Genomic DNA, 21,529 nt, shown 5'->3' with positions numbered 1-21,529 from the left:
CAGCTTATTCCAATCTGGTAGTCCTAGTTTGAAAAAGCTGGACAGGCATTGTCGGAAGCCTTGCAGCAGGAGACCACCCACTTGGATGTGTTTTTCTCTGTCCTTCCCTAAATGGCACTCCCTATTCCTGTATAAGATCTCCAAAAAACTTTTCAGTGTGGTCTAATTCTGCTAGTATTATAAATCTGTGACTGTGAAAGCTAAAAAGCAGAATGGTACAGACCCAATGGAGAGATGGCCGAGTGGTTGAAGGCGCAGCACTGGAAATGCTGTTTAGGGGTAACTTTAACGAGGGTTCGAATCCCTCTCTCTCCGTTCTAAAACCTAAATATAGTCCAAAACCTAGATATAGTAATGGTTTCAGAGAACCCTCTAAATTTCGGGGGCTTCTTTTTGGGCGATCGATTGGGTATTTTTGGAGGTCTTTGGACACCTTTTGACCATGACGATCGAAACACTGACCCACGAGCGCGCGGCAGGCAAATGCAAAGAACTGGCAACATTGGTCGCTCGGCACCCAAACGGCAAGGGAAACGGTACTTGTGCAACTGCGATCGCGCCTCTAGAGTTCATGCAGCAGATCGATACTTGTACAGCAATGCACGGGGTCAGCGACCCGATTCTCGCTATCGTGGTTCAGGGGCAAAAACAAGTGTTACTAAATGAGGAAGCCTATCGATATGGTGTTGCTCAGTATCTCGTCATTTCGGTCGATTTGCCGCTGAGTGGATTTGCGATCGAGGCATCCCCCGATCAGCCTTATTTAACGTGAATTCGATGAAGTTTTTTTGCTTCGTTCTTCAGTGCTTCTGCCCCCCAACCCCCCAAAAATGGGGGACTTTAAGACAAGATTTTGGGTTCAAAGTCCCTCACTCGTGGGGGATTTAGGGGGCTGCCTAGATTAACAACCGCAGCGAAAGATTTCATCGAATTCACGTTTATTTAGGATTTAAGCTGAATTTAGACCCTGTTCAACCGTGTGACATCATCGCTCAAATGAACCCTCGGTAGCGGTCAACCAGAAAACTCAGTGAGAGGCTGGTTTATTAGCGATGCCGAACTCTCTTTGATTGACTGCGCCATTCGCCTGACACAGCTTTTAGACACACCGCAGGATATTCCGTTTCTCGCACCGATGATCATTCGCGAAATGTATTACCTCTTCTGATGGGCGAACAAGGCGAAGCCGTGCGTCAAATTGCGACTTCTGGCAGTAGTATGCAGCGCATTGCCGAAGTCCTCAAACGGATTAAAGCTGACTTTATCAAGCCTCTGCGGGTTGAGGAACTAGCTGAACAAGCAAATATGTCTCCTGCATCGTTCCACCGCCACTTCAAAGCCGTCACTTCGATGAGTCCGCTACAGTATCAAAAACAATTGAGACTATTAGCTGCGCGTCAGATGCTGCTGACCGAGAATGTTGATGCAACTCAGGCGGCTCATCGGGTTGGGTACGAGAGTCCTTCGCAGTTCAGCCGTGAATATTCCCGCATGTTTGGGGCTTCCCCGATTCGAGATGTTGCGCGGTTACGCATCGCTTCTTGAGCAAAACTCAGATGGATTTAACAGACGACCCTAAAGCCAATGTCTTTAGCGCAGACGACGCGGCTAGTTGTATCATCTAGAAGGTGGTATCCAGAGCGGCAGTCAGCAGAATGCGCGAACCACGAACCGCCCCGCAGCACTGAGCGATCCCACCACTCCGCTTCACCTTCATCTGGATATAAGGGTTGATATGCAGAGGGGCAATCAACTGGATAAACGAACCATATCCCATTCCGCTGCTCTGCTCTGTAAGGTTTTCGAGACGGATTCGTATTATCGCCATCAACCCAAGCACTGCCATCTGTGGGTGTACCTTCATAGCCACTGTGCCAATCATCCAGGCACCACTCCCAGACATTGCCGTGCATATCGTATAGCCCAAAGGCATTGGCAACACCAAAGCTACCTACAGGTGTGGTTGACCCACGGCTTTCTCTGCCTAGCCCGATACTATAGCTGTAGTCAGCCTTATAAGTTTGTATCGCACTTGTCTTGTAGTTTGCCAGTTCTGGTGACAATTTCTCACCGAAGTGAAAGGGGGTCGTCGTTCCTGCACGACACGCATATTCCCATTCGGCTTCAGTCGGGAGGCGATAGGCTCGTTGGGTCTGTTGAGTTAAGCGATCGCAAAATTCAGCCGCATCGTGCCAAGTCACGCCTTCGACTGGCAGACTATCCCCTTTGAACGTAGACGGGTCAGGGTCGAGGTCACAGTTGACAGGAGGGAGAGCAGCAACGGCTCGCCATTGGGCTTGGGTGACAGGGTACTTACCCATACAAAACGGCTGAATTGTGACGATATGCTGAGGACTTTCGCTGTCAGGAAGGAAAGTGAGAACTTGTTCATGCGGTGGCAATCCCATCAGGAAACTCCCGCCTGGGATTTGAACCAATTCTAATTCGATTCCCCCTGCTAAACCTTCAATCAGGCTGATTGCCTGCTTTGAGTAGCGATCGATCACCCAACGATTGCCAATGCCTAAAAATTGGCTTTCCCGTTCTAAGGTTGCAACATCAAACTCAAAGGTGCGAGTTTCTTCAAAGGGCATGGCTACTCCATTCTGCTCAGAATTTCGAAATGCTCTCCTCTTGTTTCGGTGGGTTCCGCTGTGGGCAGTTTATGCAGTCGAATCATCAAAAAATACAAAGCGAAGAGCATCCGAGCTACATCAGACCCTTTGCCCGAAGAAGTTCTGACTTTTTTAACCGTTTTTATGCTCAATCTAAACTCAGCTTCTAACTTTTATATAACTTTTCAGAAAATTCTTCATTCTCTCAGTGATGCCTGCATAAATATTCAATTAATCGTCCCACTGGAATCATGGGAGAAGATTGATCGGTCTCAATTTCATCCCTAGAGAGTTGGTCAGAGCAATAAAGGATTCCTGCTACAACTCCATGTTCATTCAAAGAGGTAAAAGTGATGAAACGTCTTTGCTACCGAGGAGTATTCTATGACTATCCTCAACTCTGCGTGTCTAACGCGCCTCCCATCATTCACTGCACAACCTTGAGGGCAGGACAAAACGATGAGGCTGTGCATAACGAGGCGCGATTCAACGTGAACAATATCAGTGATTCGAGTCAGAGTATGCAGTGTGAGCGGATGGGAACGTTGTATCGGCTTTATTGTGTGGGTTGGAGAAACGGCTCAACGCAGCATTTCTCGCCTCTGTTACATTACTTGCTGAGCGTGTTTCTCTACTACCGTCGAGGTTTTGCAGAAGGAGTAGATTGGCAGCAAGAACAGATGCAAAGTAGAACATTTTGAACCAAGAACCACATCCAGTTAGGAGAATTCCGCCAACAATGCTACTTCTATGCAAACCATTCTGACGATGAATGCGTTTGAACTGCTACTTTGGATGCTATGCGCTTATTGAGCAATTTTGATTCTGAAGTACGAAAATTCTAAACTATGGCTGATTGCAGGCATCGTTGTCGGTATCGGACTAATGAACAAGTTTTCGATGGCGCTATTTGCGTTCAGTTCATTCTGATGAACCCTCTGGCATTTCCAGTCTGGCTAGCAGGCGTTTACTACTACTTATTTGCGCGAGGAGGCAGAAAATATCAAGCTTTTGCTAGACGTTTGTTGTCATCTTAGGATTGTTTTTACTATTTGAGGCGCGGTATTACTATCTACTGCCAATTTACCCTCTGTTTCTTGCAGCAGGCGGCCGCATTATTCCCGGCGCAACATCCTCTACGATGTCAGTTGCCACCCGACCAAGATGTAGTTGGAGTTGAGGACAGCATGGCAGTGTGCCAACAACGTTACAGCAAAGAAGAGTTGATCCGAAAGCTCCTCAGAATTGGCAGCTTGGGGGGCAGAAGACTTAAGTAACGAAGCAAAAGAACTTCATCGAATTCACGTTAATCCAGGTAGCGATCGAACTCAAAAAACCGCAGCAGTTCCTCTAGTGAAGTTTGATTATCTGTGGGCGTAGTGGATTTCAGCGTTTGGATTGTGGCGGGTGTTAAGTGCTGAAAGACCTCGTGACGAAGCGGTGCGATCGCTGCTGTTGGAAATCCAGCGAGTTCTTGATCAATGCGTTTTACCCGACTTTTTGCAAAGTTGATTTGAAAGTGACAGCGTTTGAGTAAGCGTTGCTGAATGTTTTTTGCCAGGGCTGGATCAGTCGTTTCTAGTTGGTAAATCGTGCCGTCTAACAACAGTGGAATCACGTCTGGATTTTCTTCTAAAAACAATAGGCTTCCTTCCTGGTTGTACATTGCAATTCCGTCGATTCCTAATGCACCCAAATCGGCCAATGCTAGAATTCGTGCCACGATCGGCAAATCCATTTGATCTAAAGCAGGCTGATAGATTGCTTGCTCGGCAGTGTCATAGGCGCAAACTGTGGCAGCGATTGCCGATCGCAGTATGGCTTGATCTAATTCGGTGAGTTGTTCGCAATGGTGAGCATGAATGTACTCCAGTAAGCGATCGATGGTCGCGGTTTCACTCACCCCTGCCATTCTTTGCCGAGAAGTATGCTGCGGCTGTACTTCAAAGATTTGCACCATATCATGAACAATCACACACAGATCCAACAGGCGCTGCATTTGAGACTGTTCTACCTCAGATTGATGCAAGCCAGGGCTGATAGTTTGGAAGATTAGCTGCGATCGCCGTTGGACTTGAGCCAGATGATCGCGGGTGTGGTAGTAGAGTTGGTGATGTTGAATTTGGCGATCGAATTCCCCCAGCGCGAATGCTTTAATCGCCTCGATACAGTCCGCAGTAGAAAATAGATCAGGTAGTTGAGCGTCACGATTCATAGCTCTCAAACTTAACAGAAGGCTGAGTAGACTGCTGTTGCAATCATAGCTTGCAGATCTGGTGATCGATCGTTCACTAGACTCGCTACTACGGACTATCAGCCCTCCAACCGCTCAATTAAGTGGTCGCCTACCCGCAACGCATTCGCAATGATCGTCAGCGCCGGACTGACACTCGCACTAGACGGAAAGAAACTCCCATCCACCACATAAAGATTGTCAACCTCATGGGAACGACAGTTGAGATCCAACACCGAAGTCGTCGAGTCTGACCCAAACCGACAAGTCCCACACTGATGCGCCACCACCTGAATGGGCATATCGCTACGCGGATGAATCGCCCCTCGATTAAACAATGTCGGACTGTCCGCTTCGATCGCCTTCAACACATCAATCCAGCGATAAACTAAGCGATCGTGGGCCTCAACATTCTTAGGCTGATAATCTAGATGCAAGCGATCGCCCGCTAGTCGGACTCGATTGTTGGGGTCGGGCAAGTCTTCGGTTTGGAGCCACCAGCCGATCGAGCGAGTCGCCAACTGTCGTAGCCCAAATTCTGGCATGAGTCGAGTCAAGACTGAGAGAATCGGAGGCGCTTCTGAAAAGATCACGTCTTGTAGAATGCCACCAGAGTTTTGTACATGCCCCATCGGATACGGATAGTCGCCGTTTCCCCAATAGAAATCGTTGAGACTGAGCGATCGCTGAAACAATCCCGAATTAGCCGAAGCAGTTAACTGCACGACGACAGACAACTGTTGTTTCATCAAGTGACGACCAACCAGATCAGACCCGTTCGCAATGCCGTTGGGGTATTTTTCGTTAGCAGACCGCAGCAGTAGAGCCGCCGAATTGATTGCTCCGCAAGACAGCACAATGATGTGTCCCAAAAACAGATAGGACTGCTCGCCTATTTTGGCCTGGACAGCTTTGACTTCAGAGCCAGAAGGATTGGTGTGAAGACAAACGACTTGAGCAGAGGTTTTGAGGGTGACGTTGGCGTGTTGAAGGGCAGGCGTGATGCCACTGTCTTCTGAATCAGTTCTGCCCTGATCGCCCAATCCTAGAGGCAAGTAAGTCGGGTGAAGTCCCTGTTTTGAGAGAATATCGCTGATGGTTTGAATGTGGGATTCGTGAGCGATCGCCGAGTGGGGATAAGGTTCACTATGGGGCGGCTCAGTCGGGTCGTCGTCAGATTTGCCGTGGACTTGATAAAGTTTCTCAGCCTCGGTGTAGTAGGGTTCAAAGTCCTGGTAGGTGAGGGGCCAGGCAGGAGAAAGGCCGTCTTGATGTTGAACGTCGGCAAAGTCTCGATCGCGCATCCGCATCAACACGCCGCTATAAAGTTTGGTGTTGCCGCCCACTGCATATTGAGCTTGTGGAGTAAACGGCTCTCCCTGGGAGTCGTACCACTGCTCAGGTGCGTGAAACTGCTCCTTTTTGAATACTTCTGTATCGATTAGCTCCGAACTCTCTTTGACCAAAAAGTCGCCTCGCTCTAGCACCAAAATCTTTTTGCCTGTGGGAGCCAACTTCCGCGCCAAAGTGCCGCCGCCTGCCCCAGTGCCAATGATAATAACATCGTAGTACTGATCATCAATGATCATGGTTCTTCCTCACGGTGCTAATAGAGAAGCTAATAGAGAAACACTCACTGCCAAACATAGATGAGAATGTACAAAACAATCCAGATTACATCAACAAAATGCCAGAATAGCGAAGTTGCTTCAACCCCAAAGAAACCATTGTCGTAGTTGCCCGGATAAAACGATCGCCCCAACATCAACACTTGAAGCAAAATACCCGTAAGAACGTGCAGACCGTGAAATCCAGTGAGTAAGTAGAACGTTCCGCCAAACAAGCCAGACGTAAAGCCAAAGGTCAAACTGCGCCACTCGATCGCTTGTCCATATAGGAAGTAGCCCCCCATGACCATTGTCGCCAGCAAAAACAGCCGAAATCCCCACAGTTTTTTGTCATGCAAATAGCGCTCGGCCACATAGATCACAAAGCTACTGGAGACTAAAACGATCGTATTAATTCTCGGTGCGTCAACCTCTAGACCTGTGACTCCGGGCGGATACCAGTCAGCGGTCGTTGTTTTGTAGACAATGTAGCCAACAAAAAAGCTGAGAAAGATCACGCTCTCCGACAGCAAAAATACAATAAAGCCAAACTTACTGTTGCCTGCTTCGTCATGTTCTTGAGTCTGCCGAACGTCGGCTTCAACTTCTTGGGCGATCGCTCTTTCTGCGGTCATGATTGGCTCCTAGGTAGTAGGGATGTCAGGCGATTGTGGGAGGTCTGGATTGGGGCTAGTTGCGACCAGGGGTTCATTGCTGCCGTAGCCATAGGGAGGCGAGATCACGACTGGAATTTCTTCAAAGTTCTCGACGGGAGGTGGTGAGGTGGTCAGCCACTCTAGCCCGATTGCTCGCCAGGGATTGTTGCCCACTTTTTCACCCCGAATCCAGGAACTCACCATGTTGAGAATAAAAGGCAATGTTGAGATTCCTAGTAAGAACCCACCCAAACTAGCCAACACATTCCAAAAAGCAAACTCTGGATCATAGGAAGCGACTCGTCTGGGCATTCCCATTAGTCCGGCTGCGTGCATCGGTAGAAAAGTGAGCGCTGTTCCAATAAAGGTGAGGATAAAGTGAACCTTCCCTAGACCTTCGTAGTACATGCGGCCGGTGATTTTGGGAAACCAGTGATACAACCCGGCGTAAATGCCAAAGACGATCGCACCATAAATCACATAGTGAAAGTGACCGACGACAAAGTAGGTATTGTTAACGTGAATGTCGATCGGAACGGATGCCAACATGATGCCAGTCACACCCGCAAACACAAAATTAACAATGCCCCCCAACGCAAACAACATCGGAGTCGTCAATCGAATCTTACCGCCCCAAATCGTCGCCACCCAGCCAAAGACCTTAATCCCAGTGGGGACTCCGACCAGCATCGAGGTAAACATAAAGCCGATCCGCATCCAACCCGGTGTCGCGCTGGCAAACATATGATGTACCCAAACCGTGGCACTAATCACCGTAATCAGAACCGATGAAACGGCAATGACTCGATACCCAAACAGCGGCTTGCGCGCATGGACAGGCAGCACTTCTGAAAAAATCCCAAACACAGGCAAGATCATCACATAGACCGCCGGGTGAGAATAGAACCAGAAAAAATGCTGATACAACACCGGATTGCCGCCCCGCTCAGGGGTAAAGAAGCTCGTTCCCACGGTTAAATCGAGCAGCAGCATGACCGCCCCCGCCGTCAAAGCGGGCAGTCCGTAGAGTTGAATTAACTGCGCCGCCAATACTGACCAGACAAAAGCAGGCGTTCTAAACCAGGTCATTCCCGGTGCCCGCATTCTAAAAATGGTCGTGACAAAATTCACTGCGCCCATAATCGACGACACACCAGAAATCGCCACCGCCAAAATCCACAACACCTGACCATTGATCAAGTTGCCCGTTGGATTTTGCAAGCTGACAGGAGGATAGGCCCACCACCCCGATTGAGACGGGCCACCGGGCACCAAAAAACTGCCAATCATCAACACCCCAACCACGGGGATCATCCAAAACGAAACCGCATTTAGCCGAGGAAAGGCCATGTCTCGCGCCCCAATCATCAAGGGCACTAGATAGTTTGACAATCCCACCAAAACAGGGAACGTCCAGAGAAACAGCATGATCGAGCCGTGCATCGTGAATAGCGCATTGTAGACGGTACGATCGACCAGATCGGTATCAGGACTAATCAACTCGCCGCGCATGACCATTGAGAACAGTCCACCGACGAGAAAAAAGAAAAACGACGTGAAAATATACTGAATGCCAATGACTTTGTGATCGGTGCTGAAGGTGAAAAATCGTTTCCAGTTGTCGGGTGCGCCGGGATAGGGTTGGGCGCGAGTGACACCAATTGCTTCAACGGGGATGTTGGCCATTAGGGGGAAGGGATGAGGGATGAGGGATGAGAGATGAGAGAATTAATTCTGTTGGTTCAGGGAGGGCAATCTTTCCCTTAATTGAGGATCTTGAACCAGAGATCTTGTCTTAAAGTCCGCCAATTTTGGGGGGTTGGGGGGCAGAAGGCCAGAATAACGAAGCAAAAAGACTTTATCGAATTCACTCCTACAGGCTTAAGCAGAAGGACTGGTGGCTTCGTGTTTGGGGGCGTAGTTGACGATCGGAGGTGAGGCAGGCGCGACTGATTTCCAGCCGCCGATGTTGCCGCTTTTGGTGCCCTTATCATATTCAAAGGCCGCTTGATTGTAGGCGGGAGACGGCGTTTGGGAAGCGGCATCTGACAACCACTGCTCATAGTCACTGGGGGACTGCACCACAATATCTGCCTGATTTGCTGCAAAATAAGTGCCGCTATACATCGAGTCTCTCAGACGATATTTACCAGGACGAATCGGCGTAAACTCAAAGTCGATCGTTCGATTGGGCACCACATCCTGCTTGAGTCGAAAGGCTGGCACATAGAAACCATGCAGCACATCTTCTGAATGCAGTGCTAAATGAATGCGACGATCGACGGGTAGATGTAGCTCGGTACTGGTGACATTTTGATCGGGATAGCGAAAGATCCAGGCCCACTGTTTGGCCGTTACCTCGATCGTTTCTACGGGGGCTTTTTCCTGGGCGCTCTGAATTTCTTTTTGGGGCGTGTCGTCAAACGGGGCGGCATTGGCAGTTTGTACCATTTGCGGCATGTGGAGATGTACCAACTCCATCGGGCCCCGGACTGACATCTTATCGTAGGTGCGATAGCTGGCAAATGATAGCCCTAAGACAAGCGCGATCGGCACCCCTGTCCAAATAATTTCGAGTAGGGTGTTGCCCTCGATCGGCGGGCCGTCGCTAAAGTCATACTTCCCGGCTCGATGAAAGATTAGAGAATACACAATGGGAATCGTCACGCCAAAGAAGACGAAGGTTCCCAGTGCGACAAAGATGCTAAACAAATCGTCTGACAGTTTGGCTTCAGCGGCCGCCTCTGGTGGGAACCAGCCGTAGGATTGCTGCCCCATCCAGACGCTAAAGAATCCCAGAAGTACCGCTAAAACGGCAAGTGTCACAATCGCACGAAGTTTCATAGTCACAGCCGCAAAGAGTAGGAATCGATCGAGTTTAGTAGAACAGCCCTGAGATAAGATTGACTACCAAAAGCTCTGAGAACTCGTAGCACCGTTCACCGTTTTTGAGTCAGTAACACGCTTTAATCAAAGTTTGACGAATACCAGACCTACAACTGTTGATTTGGATTTTCGCCCATTTTGAGCAGTTGGTCAGCCGTGGTGTGAATGCCAAACTCACCGCCCAGATGCGATCCCAGCGTCCCCTGTAAAAACATCAGCAAAAAGATAGCCAGCCCTGCTGCAAGATAGCCCCACTGTACCTGTCTGGCCATATCCTTACGCCAAAGGTAGCGCTGAAAGCCTCGCCAGACGGTCATACCGACCATGAGAGCCAGCAGCAACACACCCCCAACGCCATGCCAGAGCATCGTTTCCATCGCTTGCAGCCCCCAGGCGCTTTTGACATCGGTTAGCGGATCGGCCAGCAAGATTTCATAAAACCCAGTCGCGACGGTCAAGAATGTAATCACCGCAGCCGCCAACACGTTGTACCAGCCCACATCAAAGAGGCCCGATCGCGTCACCGGAATCGCCAGATACTTAAAGACCGCTTTCTCAACCGGAAAAAGCACGCCCACAATGTCGAAGGCGATCGCTGCGATAAATAGTCCCAGCGTCAAATGCACCAGGTTGGGATGAATTGGAATCACATAAGGCAAGTCATTAGCACCGAGGCGATCGCCCAGTTGGTTAACTAAATCCGAGTTCATCACAGTTCCCCTCTTCTGGTCGCTTCAACCACCGGAACGTTGTGCAATCCATAAACCCACACCAGCAAATCGCCGAGATAGGTTTGAAAAATTACCAGCCCGACGAGTAGCACACTCACGACTAGATAAGGAATGGGCAACTGCGGCTTATTTTGCGATCGAATCACATAGCGCCACCCCGTCACACCCGCCAAAATGCCTGATAACGACCAGCCCAAAATGGTGTGTAGATCCAACGTTGAGGTCGCAGCGTCATAGGGTTCGGCGAGTCCTGCTTCTATTTGTCCAAAGATCACAGCGATGAAGATCGACACGGTGGCAAATGCCAGATTCCACCAACTCACTTCATAGAGTCGAGGATTTTTGGTAAAGTAGCCGATTCCATCGCAGAATACTGCAAATAGCACCATCGCAATCACAAAGTGAACGACGATCGGATGGATGGTGTCTGGGTAAGGTAAGTTGTGCTCGTTGAGCGGTGGAAGGTAGTTAAACATAAGTTTTGAGCGGCATTAAGAGGGAGCAAAGCGGTAATAACTCAGTGAACTAATAACCGTCCGAATGATGCCACAAAATGTTTGATTTCTACCCTTCAGGATAGTGTTTTAGACCCTGACTTTTCTCTTTCTTTCAATTAATCTGTTTAACAATCTACCTAAAGAGAGATCTTTGTGTTGTGCTTATGGCTACAAGCGGCTTGAGTGCAACTTTGACATGGAATGACCAGCCCGATGGCTCACACTACAGAAGTCTTTCTGCAATTCTGAAGAGAATCCCGGAATGTGACTAAAAATTCAGAACTTAATCCCCTGTATTTTGGCTTGCCTTCGTTGACTAAGAAAAGGTTAATCAAAATGGGTAGAACTCAAGCCACAACTCTTTCTGAAGTTTTATAGAATGGGGAACAGAATCGCTCAACAAAGCAGCGAAAGAACTTGATCAAATTGACGTTAAATCACCTTCACTCCTGGGAGAACTTTGATGACCTCAATCCAACAAACCACCGCCAGATCTAGAGTTAATTCTGCTTTCAAACAGTTGATGTCGGTGCATTGGTGGATGGCTGCTTGTTATCTGGTGCTGTTTGTCGTGGGCACATTTATGGCTCAACTGCCGAGAGAAGTTTCCTTTCGGGGAGCGCTTTATGACTTTCATAAGTCGATCGGGGTGTTGACGATGGCGCTGCTCACTTGGAGAATTTTGGTATTGCTGCGGGTGTGGTGGCGCAAGTACACTAAGCGTTTTCCCAAGTTTACGCCGGACTGGTTTAAGACAGTAGTGCTGCATTCCAGTCTGTATTTATTTATGTGGGCAGTTCCGATCGCAGGGTTTTTGCTCTCTAATTCATTTAAGAGCGGTAACGTTAAGTTTTTTGGGATTGTGCTTCCCGATTTATTTCCTAAGAATCCAGCGATGGTCGAGGTAGGAAGAAGTCTTCATTTCTGGTTGTCTTATACATTTCTGGCGTTTGTTGTGCTGCATTCGATCGCTCAGTGGAAAGTGGTCAAAGCAAACTGGCGGCGAATTACAAAATTTGTAAAATCAAAGACCACCAGTTCTGCCGAGATGAAATAGAGACCAGGTGATCGAGTTATCGAGAAAAAGCTTGATTCACTTCCTTTGGAGAGATCGAAAGGGTGCTCATCTCTCCGGTGTCTTTGAGAATCTTTTTGGCGATGATCTCATTGATTGGGGCAAGCGTGGCGAAATGGTCAACGTCTTTGACCTCAATAAACTGGACTTTTGGATTTGTTGAAGCTTCTGACATGGCTCGCAGCGAATCTACATTGCCCTCAGTTCCTTCAAAAAACTAGACGGGCGATCGGATAGAAGACAACCAATGGAGGGGCGATCGTACCTCGACTTCCTTCTGATTTGAAATATCAAATGGCAGAAACCCAGAGTCGGCTCCATATCGGGAGACATCCTCTACTGGCCCAAAAGAGAAGACCCCACGAAACAGATTGGAGGTCTGTGCAACCAGCAAAACCAGGGTGCCGCCTGTACTGTGACCGCCCAAATAAATCCGTTTGGGATCGACGTAATCCTGCTTTGCTAAATAGTTTGCGGCGGCGATCACGTCATCTACCTCGCCCAAAAAGCCTTCTTTGGTGCCTGGATTGTCGTTACCCCCTCGCAATGAAGGGAACATCATCACAATGCCTGCTTTGCGAAACGCTGCCGCCGTTTGATCGTTGTCACGCGGAGCCGGAGACCAGACATCGCCGATCGTGTTGGAGTCGCCGCCTGTGATCCAAATCATTGCGGGATGTTTTTTGCCGTCGCCAGGATTGGGAGAAAGATAAGCCGCCAGTTTGCCGCTTGGAGCCGGATATTTGATCGTTTGAAAGATGGAAGTTGGGGCGGCTTCGACGGGCTGAATCGGGGCTTTTTGAGGCTGCACAACTGTCTTAAAATCTTGCCGGGCCTCATTCAAGGAGGCCGCGTGAGATCGTATGGTTGGAGCGCAACCTGTGAGCATGTCACCGTCCACCCAACGTCAAGCTCCTGTCGCAAACAACATATTCAGACTCAAGATACAAATCGATTGATTAGACTTCCTGCATGAATACCTGGCGATTGAAATCGCTGCTATCAGAACAAAGTCCACCTCCGTGGACTAACGGTTAAAATCGCCTCTTTAGTGTGCGAAGGCACACTTTGCTCTTGTAGCCCCGACTTTAGTCGGAGGGCATCTATGATTCGTGCAGGAAGTCTATTCTATAAACTTGAGTTCTCCTGAAGAAGGCTTTGGTGTATCGGGCAGGGGGACGAATCGGGATCTTCAAAATAGCCTACGTAACCCGATCGACGATAAACCACTAGCTAGAATTCTAATTCAAAGTTTCTCACTCATAGAGGATTAGGGGAAATTCAATTGATGTCTCCAATTTGCCCAGTTCTCCTTACCAGGGGTTGCCAATTAGCGTGAATCCTGACCAGTAGTAGGGATGAGATAAATCAACAAATTTGGGCAACTTGGCGGGTAGAGGCTGTTTGCCACCTGTCCAGGACAATTGACCGTCTTGAATTTTGACCTGCTGACGGAGCATTGCAATTTGGGCTTGTTGTATTGCTTCTGCTTTGGTGGAGGACTTTGCTAACTGCTGATAAAATTCGGCGATCAGTCCCAATGTTCCCGCGTCGCTGACATACCACAGGCTGGCGAGAACTGATTTTACACCCGACTGGAGCGCAAGTCCGGCAAATCCCAAGGTGGTCGTACGATCGCCCACTGCCGTCCGACAAGCACTCAGAACCAACAGTTCGACCGGGGGATTGTCTAGCTTCAGGTCGCGAAGTTGATTGAGGCGTAGTTGTGTATCCCATAGCTGAATGTAGGAAGCATTCGGGGTTTGTAGAGACAGCTTTAAATCTTCTTTGGCAGCATTGGGGCGCTGGTCTCCAGACTTAAATTCTCCGTGAGTGGCCAGATGCAGAATGCCAAAGGATTGAGGGCGCTGTTGTTTTAAGTTATTGAGCGTGAACTGCTCATTGAGAAAGGCTTTGCCCGACCAGAGGGTTTGAGTGATCAGCGCAAGTTCGATCGGGACAGCAGGTAAAGGAGACTGTCTAGGATCGGTGAAGGTTGAGCGACCCATTGCTAACACTTGCAGTTTGCGAATATCTCGATAGCGTGTGTCAGTGAGGCTCAAACTGGGCATCAAGCTAAGGCTGTACTTCTCAATAAGAAACTGCTGAGTGGTACGATCGTAGAGGGCTGCTAGAGGCAGTGTGCTAAGGTCTGGCTCCAAAATTAAGGTGATGTGCTGGATGCGTTGGGCTTTGAGTTCTGACTCGATCGGGGCGATGAGAAGTTGGTAGAGTTGGTGTGCCGATCGACGATAGCTTGTTGTACCGACTTTACTCGGATCAGAAATCTCACTGCGAAACTGATTCGTTAATTGTCGAATTGTTTGGCGAGTAGCGGCCGCAATGCGTTTGCGAATCGGAGGTCGTGAGTGAGCAACGATTACTAATTCGAGTTGGGCCTGTTCTGGATCAGTGTTGAGCGAGGCAGGGACAAAGGTGCCATACAGTAAGGCATTTTTAACCCCTGTTGCGGTTTGGATCGAGTCAAGAACAAGGCAAGCATTGGTCGAAGTCGGATGGCTCGATTTGAATCTGAAGTAGTTGGAGTAGGTTTGAGTCAGGGTAGCTTCTATATTACTAACCCCTGTATCCAGACAGGTTGCATCCATCAATGAGGGAGGGGGTGAGGCGCTGGCAGGTTGTGCGATGTCAGGACGGTTCTCAGAGCGGGTTGGCTCCACAGTAGCACTGCTCAGTCCAGAACCAACTAGCTGAATCGTGCCGTTTTGCTCAATGGCTGTCGTTGCATTGTCGCCTGTGCCTCCGGTTAGCTGTCGAGGAAGCGCGATCGAGGGAATAGTCGCCGGAAACTTCAACAAACTGTCAGGTGAATTGAATTGGATCAGCGATCGTCCCCGAAAGACTGAAGGTACCGGATTCTGTAAAAGTGGAAGAGACGGTTTAATCGTAGGTTGTGAGAAGGTGAGCGAATTGGGTAATGGATTTTGGAGAAGATTGAACGTGATGGAACTACTAAAGCTAGATGATGAGAATGACGACGAAAACGACGATGAAAACGATGATGAAAACGACGAAGCCGATGATGAGAATGACGACGACACTGATGATGAAAACGACGACACTGAGGACGATCGCAAGATATCTGAAGAACCTGGAAGTAGAGGGTCAGGAACAAAGGCAGCAGGCACATTGAGACTGGCATTGGCTCCAATAATTACGCCTGCCGGATTCAACAAAAACAAATTGGAGTTGCCGCCTGTTACTTGAATCAAGCCATTAATAACCGACGTTTCGCCTCCATTAACTCTGGTTAAAATGTTTTGAATGTTGGGATTCGACAAAAACGTAGCCACTTCGCCAGGGCTAAGTCCAAACCTTTGAAAGCTATGAAACAGATTGGCATTGATCGGGGTGCCTCCCGTAATCGTGTAGGTACTACCCGTTTGATTGATCACAGTGCCCGTTCCATCGATTCCTGGAGTGATGGACTGTGCCAACGTTGGATGGGCAGCGATCGCTCCCAGAATGACGGTTAGCAGCCCGATATGAAGACTCTGCACGGTGGCACCTCTTGATGTGAGGGTGAGGGATGAGGGCTGATTGACTGACAAATCTTTTCAGGTAGGTTGGGTTGAACCTGGTGAAACCCAACGTTAGCAACGGTAGAAAGGCTGCTGTTGGGTTTCGCGTTGCTCAACACCAACCTACGAAGAATCGAGGGTTTCAGGAGTTTTGTCAGTCAACCAGGGGATGAGGGAGAACTTTGTTCTGATTCACGAGGAGGCTCAGGGGGTTTTGACGATCGCTTTGAGGGCGACTCGATTTAAGCCGCTGTCGGTGAGTAGGGTTGTCCAATCGTCCAGCGTGCGGGGGTCTTGGGGGCGATCGTGTAGCGTTTTGCCTAGCTGGGTGATTGCGTCATACCACAGTCCAGCTTCTGCATAGAGGGCAGCTTTTCGTCCCGGTGCTGATAAGTTGACTAGCTGGGGAGCAATGCGCTGGATGGCTGCTTTGACAAATTGGTTAGCCGAAGCATCATTTGAATCACAAAGTACCACAAAACTCCAGTAGTAGAGCTGATTGGTGGCTAATGTTTTATTGGCGGGCAGGCGAATGCCCATCACACCGGGGGCGGCGTTGGTAATGCGAACAATGGTCTGATTGCGGCTGTTTCCCTCAGTGTCTTGCTCTTTGAGTCGTAGTTCACCTGGTAGTTGCGGAGTCAGCCGATAGGGAACATACACCCAGAAAGTAGGCCGCGCTTCTAGTGTGCGACCCCAGACAAAATCGCTCTCAGTCGAAGTCGGCACCAATGCGGTGAGGGGAATGTCTACAGCAGGGCATTTACCAGTTTGTCCTCGGCTTCCTGCGCCACTGGTTTGAGTAGGATTGCCCGTCGGCGGCGGTAGCGCGATTTTGTAACGAATGCGAGTCCGTTTGGGGCGTGGTGCAGGTGCAGAGAAAGCTACCCTGATGTCATTCAGTAGCAGTGCCGCGATCGTGGCGGCTAAGACGGTGTATCGGAGAATTTGATTGACTCTGTACATTGGGAGTGTCCTTTGTCATTCGTCATTGGCTGGTCGTTTGATGGATGAACAAACTTGTTTTTATTTCTGGCTGCATTCTACAATGCTCGATCGCTAGTGTAATCATAAAGGAATGCTGTCTAGATCTGTTTTTGAAGTTTCTTTTTAGTTAAAAAGGTGTTGTAAATCACCAAACTACCACTGCTTGCCGAGAATGCGATCGCAGACGGAACTAACGGAATCCAACCGCCTTGCTTAAGCCATCCAAAACAAATGCCGCCTAAGAGGATTAGCACTCCTGCACTTGTGATGCTCCAATAGAGCAATCCAGTTCGCCCTGTCCACATTGACATTCCTGCAACCCACACACCCGCGATCGACCAGCCCCAGATCCAGAGTCCTTCTACGCCAGGAGACCATACCCAAAGTAAAGGACGCTGATCCAAAACAGCACTCAGTAGTTGGCTCACCATTTGGGCATGAATTACAACACCGGGGAGCGTCTGACTATTATCTCGGCTGTAAGGTGTCGCAAAGCGATCGATGTCTTCGATATCGACTCCAATCAGAACAATGCGGTCGCGAATGTAGTCCGGGTCAGGGTCATTTAATACCTGGGTGACTGTAACTTGTTGGGCGACTTCGATCGGCGCTCGGTAGTTGAGCAAAATTTGAGAACCATTGGTCTCGATCGTAGAGTAGCCCCCTGTTGGCACCTGCAATCGAGGTAGTAAAACTTTGCCAAGCTGCCAATTGTTGTTTGTTACAGTATTCGGCTTTCCCTTGTCTGCTAAGTAGCGAGCCGCTAATAAAAAACTCAGTGCATAGCCAGTCGAACAGGACACACCTGGTTTTGGACTTACGGATAATACCTGACGACGAATCACTCGATCGGGATCGACCACAACATCCGTAAAGCCCAAAGAATCAGGAGGAATATCAGGGGGTGGAGCAATTCCTTGACTTCGCTGATCGGGCAGTTTGCAGGGAACAATGACGCGATCGCTCGTTTGCAGGTGTTGTAGGAGTGCAGTGCGTCCGGTGCCCTGGGGAATATCACGATATAAATCTAAGCCGATCGCTTGAGCCTCGTAGCGTTCTAGCTTTTGTAATAGTTGGGTAACTGTGCGATCGCTGAGGGGATATTCCTGAAGTTGTTGAAAGTCTTTTTCGGTCGCTTTGACAACCAACAACCGCTGGTCTAATCCTTCACTCGGTCGGAGGCGCATCAGACGATCGAAGGCTGCAAGTTCCAGCGATTGTAGTCCGCCTAGCCAGCGAATTCCTAGTATCAGAGCAGTTATTAGCCCACTGGTGAACAGTCGCAATCGCAGAGAAGACCGAGGGACGGAACCCTCTTTTTGTCTGGACAGCATGTGCCAGCGAGGTGGCGGATCAGGAGAATGTTGACAGAGAACAGGAAGCCAACTAGCGCAGGGAAAGTCGTGTTCGAGTCCTTGTAATTGTTCTCGCGATCGACGGCTCGCCAAGTAGAGTGATTCGCCTTGCGTAAATTCAGATAGAAACACTTTGAGGAATGCTTGGGCAACCGGGTCAGGAACAGGTTCTCGCATCACAATCATCTGAGGAAGATGAAGTTGAGCAAATTCTTGAGCAAACCCCAATCCATCACAGGAATTAAAAATGGCTAACTGTAAGCCTTGAGCGATCGCTTGTCGCAGTCCATACTTGAGTTCTTCCAGGGTGAGGCTTTCTTGTGGGTTGAGGTAGATTCGTCCGTGGTTGCCTTCGGTTTGGCTGTGTCCGGCAAAAAACAGAATGTCCCAGGGCTGGTTCCAAAGCTGTTGGGTAATCTGTTGGCGAGGTGGCTCGACGAGAAAGGTCACTTCAGCGGGCAACTGTTCCAAAATTCTGCGATCGGCTTCGACATCAATACCGGACTGATTACCTAGAATTGCCAAAATCCGAACGGGACGACCGGGCGATCGATCAACCTGAATGCGTTCTAAAGTCGGCACTGATAGCGCAATTTCTGCTTTGGGGTAGCGCTCTAGTAGATTCCAACTCTGCCAGGGCAACCGCTGGATCTGTTCGTCCTGACTTCGCACCAAGATCCGAATCACTTCTTCTGGACTCAACGCTTCTCTGAGCCGACGGTCAATGCCTCGAAAGGCGGGTGAATCTAACCAGGTGTTGAGACGATCGTGCAGTTCGCGGGCAAAGCTGCGACAGTCATCCAACTGATTGACCGAGCCACCATAGATGATCTCTTGCGGAACAATGCGAGTGTGATGTCCCAAACTACGATAAGCTTGCTGCCATCGGTGTAGAACCATGACCAACTCTGAGTTAGCCGGAAGAAACCCAACCATCTCGATCGCAGGTCGATCGCCATCGATACCGACTTCTAAGGCGACTCGAAACCCTTGCTCAAAGTCACCATCTAGCTTGAGGACAACCAGTTTCTCAACGTTTAGCACGATCGGGTTCTCATGAGAAGGGATGAGGGATGAAGCAGTGAGTTGTATTCTCGGATGAAGTTACTTAAGCTGTCAACTTGCTTGATTCTTCATCGCTGATTAAGCTGTGAATTTGATTAGGTTTTTGGTGACTTTAAAAACGGCATTGCTGAATCCAATCTGAATCGTTGATGAAAGTCCCCCACAAGTGGGGGGTTGGGGGGCACAAGCTTCAAGCAGCGCAGTGAAAAAACTTGTCGAACTGATGTCTTCTTAGATTACAAACGCTTTGATAACGCTTTGTCGTCCTAATGCAATTTTGATGCTAAAGGTTTCGCCGATCGTGCCAGTAAACCTTAGTTGAATCATGTCAGTATGGCGAGATTGGGCCTGCATCGCTGCACAGTCTTCTGCATCCAATACAATCACTTCTAGCCCAGCGGGTAAGTAGGTTTGACGATCAAGGGGACACACTCTAATCCAGACTTCCATCCATTCAGTGTCTGTAGGAATCACACCGACTAAAAGCGCGACGAATATTTCTTCTAGGCCAATTCCCAGATTCAGCATCTTACTACGAATTACAGGCGACTCGACTGCTTGAAGCTGACTGGTTCCTCGAAAATTGAGAATAGGCTGTTGTCCAAAACATTCCTCTAGTGTCTGCCAACCTGCTTCGATCGTGCCCTCTAGCCAGCGACTTAGATGTGTGGGCGTTTCGGGTTCTGACTGCTTTAAGCGATCGAGTAACTCATCCAGCGATCGTAGCTGTGCGATCGACACGGTTTCAGTGGTCACCTGAGCAGTAAACCCTAGCAAAACTGCTTCTGTCAAAGCTTGATCAAACTGTACGGCAACATAGCCAATCCGGTCACCCCAAACTTCGGCGGGGATTTGACAAGTCACTTCGTTGGGCAAGACCGATCGACACTCTAATCGACCTACTCCCGTAACCATCAGGTCTGCAACATTCGATAACGCTTGCATCACCGGATTCCAGCTATAACTTTCTGATAGCTCCGTCGCAATCCCAAACCAACTTAAGTAAGCCTGCACTACTTGAACTGCCAAAGTATTCAAATAGACCTGCTTTGCCTTGTGAGGATGCTCTTGACGAAAGCGATCGGCTATTTCACGCGCTCTCAGCGTTATAGGAATCGTCACTGTTGCCTGATCGACTGTAGTAGAAGGATTCATGTTGCAATTAGCTCCGTTATAGGAATGAAGGTGTTGAGATGGATTGGGCTAGTTAACTGACAAAACTTTTTGCTTGATGGCTCAAGCCATAGTTACTAGAACTTTGTAGCTCAACTGATTTTGAAGCCCCCAGAATTGGGGGGTTGGGGAGGCAGAAGCTTGACATCGAAGCGAAAAAACTTCATCAAATTCACAGTGGTATAGTATCTAGCTTGCATAATCCGGTCGATAGATCCTCACGTCTCAAGACAAGTAGGCTCTTAACTGAGGCGCAAACTTTGTCAGACATCGTTGATAAAAGCTGCTGAGAGTCGGAATGCTAATGCCTAGTTCTAAAGACAGATCTTGCCAGGAATAGCCCGCAAGTCGTCTCAGTGCGAGAACTTGAAAATTGGCTGCTGGCCTACGATCGATAAACGTAGCGCGAAATTTACCATCTGGGTCTTCTTCCAAACACTGTTGGACTTGTTGGGACGGCAAAGGTACTAATTGGGGATTGACTTCGCTGGGGTTGCTGTGGTCGAGATCTTCCAAGGTCAAACAAATGACCCGACGCGGATCAATTCCTTTGGGTAAAGTTGGCAAAATGTCTCGGCTGGCTTCGATAAAAAACTGGCGATCGAGCAAAAAATTCACCCATTGCAGCACTTCTCCCCGGTGGGGTTGGTAAGCATCAATCTTTTCGCACAAATGGACAAACAATCGCTGTACCGCTTCGGCATAGATTTCGTCGTAGAATCCTTGAAACTGCGATCGACGGGGACGTACTAGCTTTTTTGACTGCTGGAGCGCCCGAATTAACTGAGATAGTGCGCGCTGACGGAGGCGACTTTTGGGCGGATGGTGTTGAGCGGCGATCGCCATCTGCTTTAACTGTTGGTCAAGCAAGGATGGGTCAAGCAATTGACTCGATGATGTCTGTGTTCCAGTCATATCGGCAAGATGCGTGCAGGGGCTTGAGGCGATCGAGCTTCCTCGTTTGTGAGGAATTCTGTCACCCTACATCACTCTTAGAAATTTTAGGCAGTTTTTATGCAAGATCGATAATTTTTTTCTAAATTCACGCGAGACCGATGAGAGTGACTCGCTTCGTTTCAATCGGCTTCAGCCCCCTAAATCCCCCAC

Annotated in this window: 20 protein-coding genes and 1 tRNA gene; 6 read left to right on the top strand and 15 right to left on the bottom strand. The window is 49.0% G+C overall.

What is annotated here, in order from left to right; genetic code table 11:
* Window positions 1-228: 228 nt before the first annotated feature.
* From ACKFKF_RS08270 to ACKFKF_RS08255, 4 genes are all read left to right on the top strand, one after another.
* Window positions 229-315: transfer RNA gene (locus ACKFKF_RS08270), tRNA-Ser, on the top strand.
* A gap of 127 nt (window positions 316-442) precedes the next feature.
* Window positions 443-772: an AraC family transcriptional regulator gene (locus ACKFKF_RS08265; RefSeq protein WP_446867306.1), complete on the top strand. Its 330-nt coding sequence runs from the start codon at window positions 443-445 to the stop codon at window positions 770-772.
* Window positions 773-1,030: 258 nt separating this feature from the next.
* Window positions 1,031-1,168, top strand: a complete 138-nt coding sequence (locus ACKFKF_RS08260) for an AraC family transcriptional regulator N-terminal domain-containing protein (RefSeq protein WP_446867305.1) — start codon at window positions 1,031-1,033, stop codon at window positions 1,166-1,168.
* A complete protein-coding gene (locus ACKFKF_RS08255) occupies window positions 1,168-1,545 on the top strand; it encodes a helix-turn-helix domain-containing protein (protein ID WP_446867304.1) in 378 nt (125 codons plus the stop codon). Before ACKFKF_RS08260 ends, ACKFKF_RS08255 begins: the two co-directional genes overlap by 1 nt.
* Before the next feature lie 17 nt (window positions 1,546-1,562).
* Here ACKFKF_RS08255 and ACKFKF_RS08250 read toward each other — a convergent pair whose 3' ends face one another.
* On the bottom strand, window positions 1,563-2,594 hold the full coding sequence (locus ACKFKF_RS08250; protein WP_446867303.1) for a formylglycine-generating enzyme family protein: 1,032 nt from the start codon (window positions 2,592-2,594) through the stop codon (window positions 1,563-1,565).
* A gap of 374 nt (window positions 2,595-2,968) precedes the next feature.
* Between ACKFKF_RS08250 and ACKFKF_RS08245 the strand changes: the two genes are divergently transcribed.
* Entirely contained in the window at window positions 2,969-3,316 is a 348-nt protein-coding gene (locus tag ACKFKF_RS08245; protein WP_446867302.1) for a hypothetical protein, read from the top strand.
* Window positions 3,317-3,921: 605 nt separating this feature from the next.
* Here ACKFKF_RS08245 and ACKFKF_RS08240 read toward each other — a convergent pair.
* The 7 genes from ACKFKF_RS08240 to ACKFKF_RS08210 form a co-directional block, all read right to left on the bottom strand.
* Window positions 3,922-4,830, bottom strand: a complete 909-nt coding sequence (locus ACKFKF_RS08240) for a hypothetical protein (RefSeq protein ID WP_446867301.1) — start codon at window positions 4,828-4,830, stop codon at window positions 3,922-3,924.
* Between the two features lie 98 nt (window positions 4,831-4,928).
* Window positions 4,929-6,437, bottom strand: a complete 1,509-nt coding sequence (locus ACKFKF_RS08235; RefSeq protein ID WP_446867300.1) for a GMC oxidoreductase — start codon at window positions 6,435-6,437, stop codon at window positions 4,929-4,931.
* Between the two features lie 44 nt (window positions 6,438-6,481).
* Window positions 6,482-7,090: a cytochrome c oxidase subunit 3 gene (locus ACKFKF_RS08230; RefSeq protein ID WP_446867299.1), complete on the bottom strand. Its 609-nt coding sequence runs from the start codon at window positions 7,088-7,090 to the stop codon at window positions 6,482-6,484.
* Window positions 7,091-7,099: 9 nt separating this feature from the next.
* Entirely contained in the window at window positions 7,100-8,797 is a 1,698-nt protein-coding gene (ctaD, locus tag ACKFKF_RS08225; protein WP_446858292.1) for a cytochrome c oxidase subunit I, read from the bottom strand.
* A gap of 195 nt (window positions 8,798-8,992) precedes the next feature.
* The gene (locus tag ACKFKF_RS08220; protein WP_446867298.1) at window positions 8,993-9,955 is read right to left on the bottom strand and encodes a cytochrome c oxidase subunit II; all 963 of its coding nucleotides are present in this window, start codon (window positions 9,953-9,955) and stop codon (window positions 8,993-8,995) included.
* Between the two features lie 149 nt (window positions 9,956-10,104).
* Window positions 10,105-10,707, bottom strand: a complete 603-nt coding sequence (locus ACKFKF_RS08215) for a DUF2231 domain-containing protein (RefSeq protein ID WP_446867297.1) — start codon at window positions 10,705-10,707, stop codon at window positions 10,105-10,107.
* Window positions 10,707-11,204, bottom strand: a complete 498-nt coding sequence (locus ACKFKF_RS08210; RefSeq protein ID WP_446867296.1) for a DUF2231 domain-containing protein — start codon at window positions 11,202-11,204, stop codon at window positions 10,707-10,709. The genes ACKFKF_RS08215 and ACKFKF_RS08210 overlap by 1 nt, the downstream gene beginning before the upstream one ends.
* Before the next feature lie 484 nt (window positions 11,205-11,688).
* On the opposite strand from ACKFKF_RS08210, the gene ACKFKF_RS08205 reads away from it, so the two are divergent.
* Window positions 11,689-12,282, top strand: a complete 594-nt coding sequence (locus ACKFKF_RS08205; protein ID WP_446867295.1) for a cytochrome b — start codon at window positions 11,689-11,691, stop codon at window positions 12,280-12,282.
* A 16-nt stretch (window positions 12,283-12,298) separates the two neighbouring features.
* Here the strand turns inward: ACKFKF_RS08205 and ACKFKF_RS08200 are convergent, their stop codons facing one another.
* From ACKFKF_RS08200 to ACKFKF_RS08170, 7 genes are all read right to left on the bottom strand, one after another.
* Window positions 12,299-12,475: a hypothetical protein gene (locus tag ACKFKF_RS08200; RefSeq protein WP_446867294.1), complete on the bottom strand. Its 177-nt coding sequence runs from the start codon at window positions 12,473-12,475 to the stop codon at window positions 12,299-12,301.
* Window positions 12,476-12,517: 42 nt separating this feature from the next.
* Window positions 12,518-13,144, bottom strand: a complete 627-nt coding sequence (locus ACKFKF_RS08195) for an alpha/beta hydrolase family protein (protein ID WP_446867293.1) — start codon at window positions 13,142-13,144, stop codon at window positions 12,518-12,520.
* A gap of 469 nt (window positions 13,145-13,613) precedes the next feature.
* On the bottom strand, window positions 13,614-15,821 hold the full coding sequence (locus tag ACKFKF_RS08190; RefSeq protein WP_446867292.1) for a CHAT domain-containing protein: 2,208 nt from the start codon (window positions 15,819-15,821) through the stop codon (window positions 13,614-13,616).
* A gap of 225 nt (window positions 15,822-16,046) precedes the next feature.
* A complete protein-coding gene (locus ACKFKF_RS08185) occupies window positions 16,047-16,808 on the bottom strand; it encodes a DUF928 domain-containing protein (protein WP_446867291.1) in 762 nt (253 codons plus the stop codon).
* Window positions 16,809-16,927: 119 nt separating this feature from the next.
* Window positions 16,928-19,228 (bottom strand): CHASE2 domain-containing protein, encoded by a 2,301-nt coding sequence (locus ACKFKF_RS08180; RefSeq protein WP_446867290.1) that lies wholly within the window; start codon window positions 19,226-19,228, stop codon window positions 16,928-16,930.
* A gap of 252 nt (window positions 19,229-19,480) precedes the next feature.
* A complete protein-coding gene (locus ACKFKF_RS08175) occupies window positions 19,481-20,404 on the bottom strand; it encodes a DUF1822 family protein (RefSeq protein WP_446867289.1) in 924 nt (307 codons plus the stop codon).
* Between the two features lie 243 nt (window positions 20,405-20,647).
* Entirely contained in the window at window positions 20,648-21,337 is a 690-nt protein-coding gene (locus tag ACKFKF_RS08170) for a sigma-70 family RNA polymerase sigma factor (RefSeq protein WP_446867288.1), read from the bottom strand.
* Window positions 21,338-21,529 lie beyond the last annotated feature (192 nt).

This window comes from Phormidesmis sp. 146-12 (genome assembly GCF_052939495.1).
Note: the sequence above shows the minus strand (reverse complement) of the source record. Positions and strands in the feature narration are given on the sequence as shown.

Bases quoted from the DNA above. Each gene is read 5' to 3' on its own strand.
- ACKFKF_RS08210 (WP_446867296.1), bottom strand. From the start codon at position 11,204: ATGTTTAACTACCTTCCACCGCTCAACGAGCACAACTTACCTTACCCA.
- ACKFKF_RS08175 (WP_446867289.1), bottom strand. From the start codon at position 20,404: ATGAATCCTTCTACTACAGTCGATCAGGCAACAGTGACGATTCCTATA.
- ACKFKF_RS08265 (WP_446867306.1), top strand. From the start codon at position 443: ATGACGATCGAAACACTGACCCACGAGCGCGCGGCAGGCAAATGCAAA.
- ACKFKF_RS08240 (WP_446867301.1), bottom strand. From the start codon at position 4,830: ATGAATCGTGACGCTCAACTACCTGATCTATTTTCTACTGCGGACTGT.
- ACKFKF_RS08250 (WP_446867303.1), bottom strand. From the start codon at position 2,594: ATGCCCTTTGAAGAAACTCGCACCTTTGAGTTTGATGTTGCAACCTTA.
- ACKFKF_RS08185 (WP_446867291.1), bottom strand. From the start codon at position 16,808: ATGTACAGAGTCAATCAAATTCTCCGATACACCGTCTTAGCCGCCACG.
- ACKFKF_RS08170 (WP_446867288.1), bottom strand. From the start codon at position 21,337: ATGACTGGAACACAGACATCATCGAGTCAATTGCTTGACCCATCCTTG.
- ACKFKF_RS08220 (WP_446867298.1), bottom strand. From the start codon at position 9,955: ATGAAACTTCGTGCGATTGTGACACTTGCCGTTTTAGCGGTACTTCTG.
- ACKFKF_RS08245 (WP_446867302.1), top strand. From the start codon at position 2,969: ATGAAACGTCTTTGCTACCGAGGAGTATTCTATGACTATCCTCAACTC.
- ACKFKF_RS08200 (WP_446867294.1), bottom strand. From the start codon at position 12,475: ATGTCAGAAGCTTCAACAAATCCAAAAGTCCAGTTTATTGAGGTCAAA.
- ACKFKF_RS08255 (WP_446867304.1), top strand. From the start codon at position 1,168: ATGGGCGAACAAGGCGAAGCCGTGCGTCAAATTGCGACTTCTGGCAGT.
- ACKFKF_RS08205 (WP_446867295.1), top strand. From the start codon at position 11,689: ATGACCTCAATCCAACAAACCACCGCCAGATCTAGAGTTAATTCTGCT.
- ACKFKF_RS08235 (WP_446867300.1), bottom strand. From the start codon at position 6,437: ATGATCATTGATGATCAGTACTACGATGTTATTATCATTGGCACTGGG.
- ctaD (WP_446858292.1), bottom strand. From the start codon at position 8,797: ATGGCCAACATCCCCGTTGAAGCAATTGGTGTCACTCGCGCCCAACCC.
- ACKFKF_RS08230 (WP_446867299.1), bottom strand. From the start codon at position 7,090: ATGACCGCAGAAAGAGCGATCGCCCAAGAAGTTGAAGCCGACGTTCGG.
- ACKFKF_RS08215 (WP_446867297.1), bottom strand. From the start codon at position 10,707: ATGAACTCGGATTTAGTTAACCAACTGGGCGATCGCCTCGGTGCTAAT.